Here is a 12,792-nt window from a genome sequence, read left to right as displayed (position 1 = left end):
CACCCGCCGTGCGCTTGGCGACGCCGGCGACCCTGACGCGGGTCTGGCCGCTGGTGAGCAGCCAGTTCGGCCGTGGCCTCGACGGTGTCCTCGACCGTGCTCAGGTCACGTCGGTATCGACCGAGACCTTGATCAGGTTCTTGGCGCCGTCACCCACGATGACGGCCTGGACTCGCCTGACGCCGCGTTCACCGGTCCGGGGATCGGCCGCCAGCACCTCATCGCCCACCCGGACCTTTTCGATCGGCTTGGTGCTTCCGTCACAGCCATCACCACGTGGGTGCCGGGCACGAAGCTGTTCGCCCGTTTAGGCCGTGAACAGGCGCGGCCGAGCGCGGCGGTGGCCTCCTGCACCTTCTTCGAGGCGAACTTCAGCCGGTCCTTGGCACTCAGCCAGTTCTTGAACGCGGCGATGGCGTCACCCGTTAAGCCACATTGACGCACCCCAGTCAGTCATGCAGAGCGCAGGTCACTCGAAACGATCCTTCGACATCCACCAATGGGTCGACGCCAGGCCGAACACGACTTCTTGGTGATTGGCGCCAGGAACCAGGCAAGATGACCTCATGCCCACCGCGCCGGAATCAACCACGTCCTTCTTGCTCGAACGCCTGCACGCGGCCGGTCTGACCGACGTCGTCGCGGTCGAGCCGGTCACCGGAGGCCTCGCCGCGACCGCGGGGCTCGCCCGCCGCGGCGACGGCACGTCGGTATTCGTCAAGGCGTTGACCGAGCCGCCAGCGGACGACCTCTTCGCCGCAGAGGCAGAAGGGCTCACCGTGCTGCGCGAGGCGGGCGGCGCCGCCACACCCGAGATCATCCTCGCGGACCGCGCCCTGCTCGTGCTGTCCCCACTGCAACCCCGGCCGGCGACCGAGGCATTCTGGGAGCAGTTCGCTCACGCGCTCGCCCACCTGCACACCACCACCCGGCACCCCCGATTCGGATGGCGCCGAGACAACTGGCTGGGCCGTCGCCGGCAGGTCAACACCTGGAACGACGACGGCTACGAGTTCTTCGCCCAGCATCGCCTGCTGCGCTGGCTCGGCGAGCCTCGCGTCAGGGAGGCACTCGACGCCGCGGACCGAGCGGCACTCGAGCGGCTGTGCGACCGGCTGCCCGAGCTCCTGCCGGTCAGGCCCGCGTGCCTGACACACGGTGACCTGTGGGCGCAGAACATCATGGCCACCCCCGACGGGCGACCCGCGCTCATCGACCCGGCCGTGTCGTACACATGGGCCGAGGTCGACCTGGCCCACCTGTGGACCACGGCGCCGCCACCCGAGTCACACGTGTTCTTCGACCTGTACGCCGAGCTGACCGGACTCGATCGCGACTGGCGCGAACGCATGCCGATCCTCCAATTACGCCAGCACCTGGCAGTGATCGCCCAATTCGTGCCCGACTGGGGCGCCGCCGACATCGTCCGCGCCACACTCGCCCCCTTCCGACGGCAACGGCCCGGAGATCAGTCAAGGAGACGCCACACGACATCTGCCGCGGATCCAGCGTCCGAAGAGCTTCCGTAGCCGACGACGACCTGCTGGTCGGCCGGTCGGTGACCACGTTGTCACCGTGACGCAAGAGGCCGTTCTCATCTTGGCGTGATTACTTGGCGTAGTTAATGACTACTGACAGTAGTCACAGGTTGCGAGAGGGGTCTCCATGCACCACGTCCTGACCAAGATCATGGCGGTACTCGCCGCCCTGGCGACGCTCAGCGTCGCCACCCCCGCCCCCGCCCAGGCGGCGGTCGCGGCCTACTTCGTGATGACCGACATCACCCGCGAGAACTTCGTCGTCCAGCTGACCGACCCCGCCAAGATCCAGCACGCCCGCGACCTGATCAGCGGCACCACCACGGACAAGCCCCACGTCCTCGGACGCATCATCACGAGACCCGCCCTCTACAACCCGCGCTGGAGCTACCAGCTGAACCCCGACACGATCAGCTTCTTCGACGTCGCGATCGAGGTCTGTGACGCGGCCATCCCGTACGTCGAAGACCACCTGGACGAAGCCGGCGGAGCGTTCCTGCCCGGCCTCGTCTGGTGCCCGTGGACCTCCAGGCTCGTCCGCGAGATCCCGGCGCCGTAGCCCTGGCGTCAACACCGCTGTCGCGGCCCCCCGGAAACCGCTCCGGGGGCCGTTGGTGCGGAAGCCGCGCAGTGTGGTTGCCGTGGCAAACTCCTGCTCCCATGGCGGACTTTGGTAGATCTTTTTACGCTCTCGCGTCCGAGCGAAATGCCGCCGGCGCCTCTTTTGCCTGGGCTTCACCCCCGGCCAGAGCCGTCGATCACCCCTTCCGGAGCGTTGACCTGCGGGAACATCCGGTACGCTCGCGCTACCCACAGGCTTCCGGTTTGTCCCCATAAATCACTTGCCATCACCATTGTCAGGGATCTGTATGGGTAAATCCGGACTCGTCCGGGAGGTCCCCCACTTCCATGACCTCAGACATCCAGAACGAACCTCATGGTGGGCCGCGCACCGACACGGACGGCCGCCAGGACACCCAAGCGACGCACCAGAGCGCGCACGGGAAGGGCACGGCCTCCCAAGAGCTGGGCCACGACTCTCCGGAGAGGCCGGACACCCCCTCGGGCCCCGACCGGGACAGCACGGGTCAGAACGGCATGTACCAGAACGGATCCCCCCAAGGCGGCTCCCACCATGAGGGTGCCGGCTCGTCATCCGTGGCAACCCGTCCTGCACCAGAGCCGACCCACGCCTCCGACGACACGCTGCCGCACGAGAGCACGCCACCGCACGAGAGCGCACCGCCGCCCGGCACACCAGCGGCAACGCCTACCTCAACGTCAGGCGGTCCTGCCCCCACGATGATCCCGCAGCCCACTTCGGGTACACCGACCTTCACCGCGACCCCGTCATCGACCCCGACTCCCACGACGTCGGATTCATCCTCCCCCACGCCTTCCCCCTCCGAGTCCCCGTCGGCCACCCCCACGGCCACCTCCGAGTCGCCTTCAGCCACCCCCACGGCATCCGAGTCGCCGTCGCCCGCAGACACCGCCACGACCTCGGAGTCACCGTCCGCCTCGGCCACCAGCGAAGCCGAACCGGCCACCACCTCCTCTTCAGCGGCGGCGACGGCACCTTCGACCTCGCCGGCCTCCACGCCGGAGGCCGTAGCCGACGAGGGCTCCAATACCCCACCGCCGGCCCCCAGCGCCACGGCTTCCGCCACCGTCCCCGCACACTTCAACGCCGTGGTGTCCACCGAGCAGGCGGGCTCCTCCTCAGCGACACTGGTCACCTCGGCCGTGGTGCTCGTGGTCGCCCTGCTGACCGTGCTCGCGGTGCTCGTGGTCAGGTCCCGCCGGACGCGCCCGGCCACCGCCGTACCCGTCGAGCCCGTCCCCGTAGCTCCGGTCCCCCAGCACGGCTTCGCCAAGCCCGACGAGGACTACCCGTGGACGCGGCAACTCCTCGAAGCCCTTGAGGCCGTTACCGCCCTCGACGAACAGGACAGTGCCAAACCAAGCGCGCCGCACGACCCGGAGCAGCCCGGGACCGGCTCCGGCACCGACCCTGAGGCGACCGCCGCCTGGACCCCGCCCTTCAAGCCCTCCATCCCGCCTGGCCCCCTGGAGTCGCTCTTCAACTCCGGGCCCCGCGATCCAGGCCCCGACCCCGCAGCCGCCTCCCCGTCGGGCAACCTCACCCCCACCGAGAACGACCCCGTACGCAGGCGGCTCGGCGACCAGCCGACCGGCGATGACGACGACACCATGCCGGGAAGCACCACTCCGTAGTCCTGGCGCGGCGATAAGCGACCGAAGCCCTGCAGGGCGGGCCGGTTTCGTACCACGCGCAGCACAGCGGCGCCGCACAGGTACGAGAGCACCCCGGCCCATGGCAGCCCGGTCGGCCCGTGGTAGCCGGGGCCGGAGAAGGCGACGAAGAGCAGCCCGGCCAGCACGGCGGCCAGGCCGAGCACAGTCGCACCATCCCGCCACAGACCGCGCCGTTCGGCGGAACGCAGCGCCGACCGGCGCAGCTCGATCCGCGCGAACAGGGCGACCAGGACGACGAGGACGAGGGCACAAGCCGCTGTCCACGGCACCCGCCACAGCAGCCACGTCGTGGAGTGCGGCGGGGGCTGCCGCAGTACGCCGGTCGGGAACAGCAGAGCGGCCGCGACCACCGCCGCTGTCATATGCCAGAGGAACACGGTCAGGATGACCGCGTTGACCGCGATCACCACACGCCACGGACCGGTCCGGCGGAGCCATCGGTTGGCCGCGGGCGCAAGGGCCAGGACCAATCCGAGCTGCGTGGCGGCGAGCGCCATCAGTGCCAGGGTCGGCGGAGCCGTGTTGTACCCGACCATGGCGACCGGGTACGGGCCCACCACGGTCAGTCCGATCAGGGCGACCAGGCCGCCGGCCATGACCGCGAGCGCCTTGCCGCGGCTCAGCCGCAGGAGCCCGTCCCGCCAGCAGAAGCCGAGCTGGTAGATCGCCATCCAGGCGAACAGGTAGGTGCTCTGACCGACGACCGGCACGTGCAGGCCCCTCCGCAGCAGGTCGGCGACGGCGACGATGACCACCGTCGCCAGCGGGGCGGCAAGCCCCGCGCGGCGGTGCAGCGCGTGCAGCCACGGCGTGAGCACCGCCAGGACGAGGTACGCCAACAGGAACCACAGCGGGATGGAGGCAAGCCACGCCGCGTGGCCGAGCAGCTCGCTGCCCACCCCGGCTACCGTCGCCGCCACCGATACCAGCGGCAGCACCACGAACAGCGCAGTCGTCGGCCGCAGCAGCCGGTCGGTCCGCCGCAGCACCCAACCGATGCCGTCGCCTCCGGAGGCGCGATGCGAGGCCATCGAGGCGCCGCCGGCGTAGCCACCGACCAGGAAGAAGATCGGCATCACCTGGAAGAGCCAGGTGACCAGGTCCAGCCAGCGCAGGGTGTCCAGCGCGTTGTACCCGGACAGCCTGCCGTCCCGGTAGGTCACGGCGACGACGAACCAGTGCCCGAACACCACCAGGCAGATGGCCAGCGCGCGCCACATGTCGACGCTGCGCTCACGACTTTCCGGCGTACGCGCCGCCAGGTCGCGCACCATCGCCGCCGGCCCCCGCATGACTGCAACCCTCGCTCACCGTGGATCATCGCGCGACACTTCGCCACCGGAGCGGAGGCGATGGTGGCCCCGTCCCCCTGACCTGCGGTTTCTAATCTCGGATGGAACGATCCGTTCGTCGTGGAAGCCCTGTCGGCGCGGTCCGCTCGATGGAGGACCGGGCCGAGGCGACCCGGCGCAGGACCGCCTAGCGAGGTGCGGCGAGGACGTCCTGGAGCACGTCCTTCAGCGTGACGTGGGCCAGCTCGCGCCGGAGGGTCTCCTCGATGCCGTCGTAGATGCGCTGCATCGCCGGCTGGATGCCGTAACCCACCACGCATTCCTGGTCCGGGGTGGCGCGGTGGAGGGCGAACAGCGGGCCGGGTTCCACCGCTTCGTACACGTCGAGCAGCGTCATGGACTCCAGGTCGCGCGCCAGCGACCAGCCCGCACCCACTCCGCGCCTGGACTCCACGAGCCCCGCCCTGCGCAGGTCGCCGAGCAGCCGCCGGATCACCACGGGATTGGTGTTCACGCTGGACGCGATCTGCTCGGAGGTAGCGATCTCATGGCCCTGGCGCTGGTAGAGGCCGATCCAGGCCAACGCGTGGGCGGCGATGGTCAACCTGCTGTTGGCGCTCATGATCTCGTCCTCTCGGTCGCAACTCTCGATGTTACGACACGCCTGTCGTAACACACATGGTTGCGATCAGTAGTCGTAACTATTACTGTTACGTCAGTCGAGATGGACAACCAGTGAGGTGAGAAGAATGAACAAGCCACTGACGGGCAAGGTCGCCCTGGTCACCGGAGGGGCCCGCGGGCTGGGAGCCGCGACCGTACGGCTGCTTGCCGAACAGGGCGCCGACGTCGCGTTCACCTACGTCAGCTCCGACAAGCAGGCGCAGGCCGTCGTCGACGAGGTGCGCGGCAAGGGAGCGAAGGTCGTCGCGTTCAAGTCCGACCAGGCGGACACGCGCCAGGCGCCGGCCCTGATCGACGACGTGGTCGCGCACTTCGGCGGCCTGGACATCCTCGTCAACAACGCGGCGATCTCGGTCAACGCCACGGTGGACGACCCGCATGCCGACACCGCCGCGCTGGACCGCATGCACGCCACCAACTACCTCGGCGTGATCGCCATCATCCGGGCCGCCTCCCGGGTGCTGCGCGAGGGCGGTCGCATCATCACGGTGAGCTCCGGGCTCGGCACTCGAGCCGGCGTCCCGGGCGTGGCCGACTACGCCGCGACCAAAGCAGGGATCGAGCGGTACACCATGGGCGCCGCCCGCGACCTCGGCCCCCGAGCCATCACCGCCAACGTCGTGGAAGCCGGGCTGATGACGGGCGGCATGGAGCCGCCGGACCCCGAGACTCTCAAGGCCCTGCTCGGCTCGCTGTCCCTGCAGCGCTTGGGACACCCCGAGGAGATCGCCGCGGCGATCGCCTTCCTGGCGAGCCCCGCGGCGTCGTACGTCACGGGCGCCGTACTGGACGCCCACGGCGGCTACAACGCCTGAGCGTCCCGGATGTGGCCACCTTCAGCGCTGGATCTCTCCTCCTGATCATCGAGGACACACACCTGGTGAGTACTGTGATCCAGGCATCGGCGGAGATCGACCTGGAGGACACCGCGGTGGCGGGCAAGAAGCCGGAGGACTCGACGGACCCGGAGAGGGCGATGAGCGCGACCGGTGATGTCGTCTTCGCCGTGTCCGACGGTGTTCTGCTGCTCGACGTGGCCGGACCTCTGCAGGTGTTCGACAGCGCCGGTGGATACCGGGTCCGGCTGGCCTCGGTGGACGGGCGGCCCGTTCGCGCCGACGTCGGCATCTCGCTGAGCGTCGACCTCGCGCTGTCCGAGTTGGACGGCGACGTGGACACCCTGGTGGTGCCGGGATACCCGCGGGACGAGTACGCCGGCGTTGCCCCGGAGCTGGTGGACGCCGTGCGGCGGGTGGCGGCCGGTGCCCGGCGGGTGGTCTCGGTGTGCACGGGCGCGTTCCTCCTGGCACGAGCGGGGCTGCTCGATGGTCGGCGGGCCACGACGCACTGGGAGGCCTGTGCGGCGTTGGCGGAGACGTTTCCCGAGGTGCGCGTAGAACCTGACGCCATCTACGTGCGGGACGGTTCGATCGTCACCTCGGCGGGGGTGACCGCCGGGATCGACGTCGCCCTCGCGCTCGTCGGCGAGGACCGGGGCGAGGAGCGGGCCCGTGCGGTCGCGAAGTACCTGGTCGTGTTCCTGCAACGTCCTGGCGGCCAGTCGCAGTTCCGTGACCGCGACGCCGTGGCCGGCCCGCGCTCCGCGACCCTGCGTCGGGCGCTGGACCTCGTGGCCGCTGACCCGTCCGGCGACCATCGCCTCACCACGATGGCCGCCGCGCTCGCGGTCAGCGAACGCCACCTGAGCCGTCTGTTCCGCCGCGAGCTCGCGATGACGTGCGGCCAGTTCATCGAACGCCTCCGGGTCGAAGCCGCGCAGGCCCTCCTGGAGTCCGGCGAGGATACGGTGCCGGACGTCGCCCGCGCCTGCGGCTTCGGCTCGGGCGAGACGATGCGGCGGGCGTTCCTGCGCGTGCTCGGCGTCCCGCCGTCGGCCTACCGGCACCGCTTCCGGCTCGCCGGCCAGAGAACCGCACCATGACGACCGGCGGTCAGTTCACGAACCCGAGAACGATGAGCCCGAGGCCCAGAGGCACGTCGAGGAAGATGCAGGCCTCGGCCAGCGACGGCGCCACGACCAGCTTGCGCCGGAGGTGGATCACGTCCCAGATCGCGTGGCTCGCGAGCGCGAGGCCGGCCACGACCACGCCTGCCTGAGGTGTGCTGAACACCGCGATCACGGCGGCACCGCCGAACCCGACCACGGCGAGGGCCTGGGCGAGGAGCGCGGACCGTGACACCCGCAGGGCAAGGCCGACGACGACGAGGACGACGGCCGTGCCGCCGAGGCCGGCCCACCAAGCTATCCCGATCAGCTCGCTGACGACGACGACCAGGCTGACGCCGAGGGCGGCCGGCCACACGGTCCAGGGTTGGCCCAGCGCCGCTGCGGCGAGATAGCACGTGGCGGCGACGGCCAGGGTGATGGCCAGGGACTCCTGGTTGCTGCCGGTCACCAGGGAGAGGACGGCGACCGCCAGTCCCAGTGCGGTGGGCCAGCGATGCAGGACGACGTGCCGGCGGCCGGCCGTCGGCGAAGGGGCGCTCATGACGGGGACAGTACGAGAGCGCGATGCGGCCGTGAACAGAATGACCAGACATGTGGAATTGATGGCCGGGAGCGTGGAGTCGTACGCATTGTCAGGCCACCCCGGCTGACCTTCCGCCCGACTTTGTCGGTCGTTCTCGCCATACTCGCCGCTGTCGATCAAGAGGATCCAGGGTGGAGGCATCGGCATGAGCGTGGAGCGCACGCTGACGTTCGTCGGCGGGGGTACGGCCAAGTTCTGGGCGGTTCGTCAGGACGGCGCGGAGCTGCACATCCGGTACGGGCGGCTGGGCGCGGCCGGTCAGACGCAGGTCAAGTCGTTCGGCTCGGCCGCCGCCGCCACGGCGGCCGCGGACAAGCTGGTGGCCGAGAAGTTGCGCAAGGGCTACACGGAGGACGAAACGGTCTCCGCGCCGCAGGTGGCTTCGCCCGCGGCCGCCGGCGGCGTTGACGACGAGGACCAGCTGACGATGCCGCCCGCCTGGTTGCGCGCTCTCCACCCCCGGCGGGGCGGAGCGAAGGTCTCCGTGAAGCAGCCGGACGCCGACGCGCCCGAGAAACTGGCCGCCGAGCTGGACAAACGCCGGAAGGTGCTCGCCGAGATGGTGGCGAAGTGCCCGGATCCTGAGCTCGCGTCCGCGGGCGCGGCGTACCTGGCGGGGGATCCGGCCGGCACGCCGCTGGGCGCAGCCGTGGTCGCCAAGGCGGTGGCCGTGTCCCTGTCGTGGGCCGAGCGCGAGATGCTGTCCCTGTTCGCCGAGACCTGGCTGACCGAACGCGGCCTGGTGTTCGCGGCGGTGGCCGTGACCGAGCTGGCCTCGCTGGATCACGTCCACGACGGGGGCGGCACCTGGACGATCCGGCAGCTGGCCGACGGCGAGGCCCCCAACCAGTTGTACGGCTGGACCTCCACTCAGCAGATCGACGCCCGGGTCCGCGCCGTGCTGGCCGCCGCGTCCGACGCCGAGTACGCCAAGGTCGTCGCGGCGCTCGCGGTGAGCCGCGAAGGCGGGCTCCACCACCGCGTGGCGGCCTCCCACCTGGCGCCTGCCGAGACCGGCTGGGTCACGGCCGACTGCGCCGAGGTGAGCCAGAACCTCCCGGCTCTCGCCTACCGCCTGATCGCCGCCATCAGCACGCCGGAGCACGCCGAGCTGATCACGGACCATGCGCGCGGTCACTACATAGGGGACTCCTTCGCCCTGCCCGCCACGGTCGTCGACGGCATGGGCGAGGCGGCCGTGCCGCTGCTGGCCGTCTGGGTGGACCACGCCTACGGCGCGGACAGCCGGAAGCGGCTGCTGAGCGTGCTCGCCGACCTGCCGTACGACACGGCGATGCGGGCGCTCCTCGACCGCATCGAGCAGAAGTACACCCAGCCGGCCTTCCTGCGCGCGGCCTCCCGCTTCCCCCGCCGCGCGATGCGGATGCTGGCCGAGTCCGGCGGCAAGGTCGTGGACCTGCTGCTGCGCGCCCATGTGGCGGCCCATCCCGACCTGGTGGACGAGGTGCTCGCGGGCCTCGGCGACGCCGCCGCCGAGCGCGTCAACAAGATCGTGGCCGTTGGGACCGTCGCCGCCGCTCCGCCGGAGGCCCTGCCCGAGGTGCTGGTCAGCCCGCCCTGGACCCGGCCGCGCAAGGCACGCAAGGTGGTCGTGGTGAACGGCCTGGCCTGCACCGACGAACCGGCCCTCGTGTGGGCGCCGGGCGAGCAGGACAACTGGCGTTCCCCACGGGCGGGTGAAGGTTCATGGGATCGGACCTGGGGCCGGAGCTGGGAGGACGTCGCCCGCGGGATCGCCAAGGGCCAGGACGGCCACTGGCGTGAAGAGATCGCCCTGTTCGTCGCCGGGCCCGAGGAACTGGCCGCGCCGCTGCTCGGGAAGTGGCGCCCTCGCGACCTGTGGGGGGCGGGCGACTGGATGCCGAGCGTGGTGGCCGAGTTCGGGGCGGCGGCGCTGCCCATGGTGCTCGACAGCGCCCGGCGCGCCCCCGGCTCGGTCGCCACGTCGCTGCTGCCGTACGCGGCGCCGGAGGTCGCCGTGCTGATGGCCGAGTGGCTGGCCCGGCTGAAGTCCGTACGTGCCACCGCGCTGGCCTGGCTGCACCGCCACCCCGGAGCGGCCGCCAGGGCACTGATCCCGGCGGCTCTCGGCAAGCCCGGCGTGGCCAGGCTCCGGGCCGAGCAGGCGCTGGCGGCGCTGGTCGCGGGCGGCCACCGCGACACCGTGGCCGAGGCCGCCGCAGGGTACGGGCCCGCCGCCGAGGCCGCGATCGCCGACCTGCTCGTGGCCGACCCGCTCGACGCGCTGCCCGCCAAGATGCCCGTGCTGCCCGAGTGGACGGAGGTCGCGATCACGACCCCGATCCACCTGCGCGGCGGCGCGGGCGCGCTGCCTCCCGAGGCGGTACGCCACGTGATGACGATGCTGGCGATCTCCAAATCCGGCAACCCGTACGCCGGGCTCGCCGTGATCAAGGAGACCTGCGACGGCCGCAGCCTCGCCGACTTCGCCTGGGCGCTGTTCCAGTGCTGGCAGGCGGCCGGCTACCCGTCCAAGGAGAGCTGGGTGATGGACGCGCAGGCGCTGCTCGGCGACGACGAGACCGTACGGCGGCTGACCCCGCTCATCAGGACCTGGCCTGGTGAGGGCGGGCACGCGCGCGCGGTCACCGGCCTGGACCTGCTGGCCTCCATCGGCTCCGAGGTCGCGCTGATGCATCTGCACGGCATCGCCGAGAAGAGCAAGTTCAGCGGGCTGAAGAACCGGGCCAAGCTGAAGATGGACGAGGTCGCCGCCGAGCTCGGCCTGACGCCGCAGGAGCTGGCCGACCGGCTGGTGCCCGACTTCGGGCTGTCCGCCGACGGCAGCCTGACGCTCGACTACGGTCGCAGGCAGTTCGTGGTGGGCTTCGACGAGCAGCTCAAGCCGTACGTGGCCGACGCCTCGGGCAAGCGGCTGAAGAACCTGCCCAAGCCGGGCGCCAACGACGACCCGGAGCTCGCGCCCGCCGCCTACCGGCGCTTCGCCGGGCTGAAGAAGGACGTGCGCTCGGTGGCAGGGGACACCATCCACCGGCTGGAGCAGGCCATGGTGAACCGGCGGCGCTGGAGCGCCGGCGACTTCGGCCGGCTGCTGGTCGGCCACCCGCTGCTCTGGCACATCGTACGGCGGCTCGTATGGGGGCTGTACGACCCGTCGGGCGAGCTCACGGGCACCCTGCGGGTGGCCGAGGACCGCAGCTTCGCCGACGTCGAGGACGACACGCTGACGTTGCCCGAAGACGCCCTCGTCGGCGTGGTGCACCCGCTGGAGCTGGGAGAGGGCCTGGCCGCCTGGTCCGAGGTGTTCGCCGACTACGAGATCCTGCAGCCGTTCCCGCAGTTGGGCAGGGAGACGTACGAGCTGGATCCGGTGCTGGTGGCCGAGATCGAAGCCGCCAAGATCCCCACCCGCGCGGTGATCGGCCTGGAGCGGCGCGGCTGGCGGCGCGGCGCGCCCCAGGACGCCGGCTGGCAGGGCTGGATCGAGCGGGACGTACCCGGCGGCAGAACCATCACGATCGGCCTCGATCCGGGCATCTCGATCGGCTACCTCGACTTCGCCGACGAGCAGACCCTGGTGGAGCTCGGGCTGGACGGCCTCGACCCGATCACCACCTCCGAGATCCTGCGCGACCTGAGGGACATCACCCGATGAACGAACACGCCCAGCCGGCCTCCCGCCCGGCGTGATACCCCTGTCGTGTGTCGTGCGATCAGCCGAAGGCACACAACCTGTTGAACTCCGTGACGTCCGTATTGATATCCGCGATCACCTGGTTGGGGTCGCCACCGGTCATGCCGGTCAGGCGGAAGCTCAGCTCCTGGAACTCCGCGGCCAGTCGCCTGATCTTCGCCCCTACCGCTCCCTCCGCGTTGAGGGCCGCGCCCATCAGGTCGCGGTACGTCTGCTGAGCCGCGGCCGCCTGGCCGCTGCTGCTGGTTCCGGCGTCCCTGCGGTAGGCGGTCAGGGCCGCCGCCGCCTCGTCGCAGCCGGCGGCCCGGACCTCCGGCAGCGGTGGAGGGGAATCCTGGACCACTCGCGTGCGGGTCGGCGGTGGGGACGTGCTGGGCTCAGGCGATGATTCCGCGGGAGTTGGTGAGGGCTGGGTCGTGACCCGATCCGGCGAGGATGGGGGCGGGGACGGACTGGAGACCACTGTGCTGGGCGGGGTGGGATTGGGCGGTATCAGGTAGGCGAAGAGCGCGACCACGGCCGCGATCGAACCCGCCAGAGCGCTCACCGCCGTCCAGTTCAGGCCCGAGCCTGCTCCCCCGCCGCCCGCCCGCGCTGATCCGCCTCCGGTCATGTCCTCATCGTGGCCGAGCCGCCGAACTCGGTCCAGGACGACTCCCGCAGATGTTCTTGATCTGCAGACAGCACCGGCGGCGGCCACTGTCCCGCCGGTCCTTACCTGCTGGAGGGCCGGGGCTGCGCACACACGC

11 protein-coding genes are annotated in these 12,792 nt (G+C 70.8%); 5 read left to right on the top strand and 6 right to left on the bottom strand.

Annotated features, from left to right (window positions below; translation table 11 throughout):
* Nucleotides 1-100: 100 nt before the first annotated feature.
* Complete coding sequence (locus tag AC27IY_RS21520) at nucleotides 101-229, bottom strand: hypothetical protein (protein WP_449950788.1); 129 nt, start codon at nucleotides 227-229, stop codon at nucleotides 101-103.
* A 337-nt stretch (nucleotides 230-566) separates the two neighbouring features.
* Here AC27IY_RS21520 and AC27IY_RS21515 point away from each other — a divergent pair, with 337 nt between their 5' ends.
* Together AC27IY_RS21515 and AC27IY_RS21510 are read left to right on the top strand one after the other, a co-directional pair.
* Complete coding sequence (locus tag AC27IY_RS21515; RefSeq protein WP_487178983.1) at nucleotides 567-1,529, top strand: fructosamine kinase family protein; 963 nt, start codon at nucleotides 567-569, stop codon at nucleotides 1,527-1,529.
* Nucleotides 1,530-1,665: 136 nt separating this feature from the next.
* Nucleotides 1,666-2,097 (top strand): BP74-related protein, encoded by a 432-nt coding sequence (locus tag AC27IY_RS21510; protein WP_423452357.1) that lies wholly within the window; start codon nucleotides 1,666-1,668, stop codon nucleotides 2,095-2,097.
* 529 nt (nucleotides 2,098-2,626) lie between these two features.
* On the opposite strand, the gene AC27IY_RS21505 is transcribed toward AC27IY_RS21510, so the two are convergent.
* From AC27IY_RS21505 to AC27IY_RS21495, 3 genes are all read right to left on the bottom strand, one after another.
* Nucleotides 2,627-3,241, bottom strand: a complete 615-nt coding sequence (locus tag AC27IY_RS21505; protein ID WP_487178982.1) for a hypothetical protein — start codon at nucleotides 3,239-3,241, stop codon at nucleotides 2,627-2,629.
* Nucleotides 3,242-3,427: 186 nt separating this feature from the next.
* Entirely contained in the window at nucleotides 3,428-5,110 is a 1,683-nt protein-coding gene (locus AC27IY_RS21500; RefSeq protein WP_487178981.1) for an acyltransferase family protein, read from the bottom strand.
* Nucleotides 5,111-5,297: 187 nt separating this feature from the next.
* Complete coding sequence (locus tag AC27IY_RS21495) at nucleotides 5,298-5,732, bottom strand: Rrf2 family transcriptional regulator (RefSeq protein WP_423476937.1); 435 nt, start codon at nucleotides 5,730-5,732, stop codon at nucleotides 5,298-5,300.
* A gap of 127 nt (nucleotides 5,733-5,859) precedes the next feature.
* Between AC27IY_RS21495 and AC27IY_RS21490 the strand changes: the two genes are divergently transcribed.
* Together AC27IY_RS21490 and AC27IY_RS21485 are read left to right on the top strand one after the other, a co-directional pair.
* Entirely contained in the window at nucleotides 5,860-6,609 is a 750-nt protein-coding gene (locus tag AC27IY_RS21490; RefSeq protein ID WP_423452354.1) for an SDR family NAD(P)-dependent oxidoreductase, read from the top strand.
* A gap of 65 nt (nucleotides 6,610-6,674) precedes the next feature.
* Nucleotides 6,675-7,736: a GlxA family transcriptional regulator gene (locus tag AC27IY_RS21485; RefSeq protein ID WP_487178980.1), complete on the top strand. Its 1,062-nt coding sequence runs from the start codon at nucleotides 6,675-6,677 to the stop codon at nucleotides 7,734-7,736.
* Nucleotides 7,737-7,746: 10 nt separating this feature from the next.
* On the opposite strand, the gene AC27IY_RS21480 is transcribed toward AC27IY_RS21485, so the two are convergent.
* Nucleotides 7,747-8,304, bottom strand: coding sequence for a hypothetical protein (locus AC27IY_RS21480; protein WP_487178979.1), 558 nt, complete (start codon nucleotides 8,302-8,304; stop codon nucleotides 7,747-7,749).
* 187 nt (nucleotides 8,305-8,491) lie between these two features.
* Between AC27IY_RS21480 and AC27IY_RS21475 the strand changes: the two genes are divergently transcribed.
* Nucleotides 8,492-12,004 carry a WGR and DUF4132 domain-containing protein gene (locus AC27IY_RS21475; protein ID WP_487178978.1) on the top strand — a complete coding sequence of 1,171 codons (3,513 nt, stop codon included), beginning with the start codon at nucleotides 8,492-8,494 and terminating at the stop codon, nucleotides 12,002-12,004.
* A 58-nt stretch (nucleotides 12,005-12,062) separates the two neighbouring features.
* On the opposite strand, the gene AC27IY_RS21470 is transcribed toward AC27IY_RS21475, so the two are convergent.
* Complete coding sequence (locus AC27IY_RS21470) at nucleotides 12,063-12,386, bottom strand: hypothetical protein (RefSeq protein WP_487178977.1); 324 nt, start codon at nucleotides 12,384-12,386, stop codon at nucleotides 12,063-12,065.
* Nucleotides 12,387-12,792 lie beyond the last annotated feature (406 nt).

Source organism: Nonomuraea sp. B208, assembly GCF_057536035.1.
The sequence above is the reverse complement of the archived record's forward strand: the minus strand, read 5'-3'. Positions and strand labels throughout refer to the sequence as shown.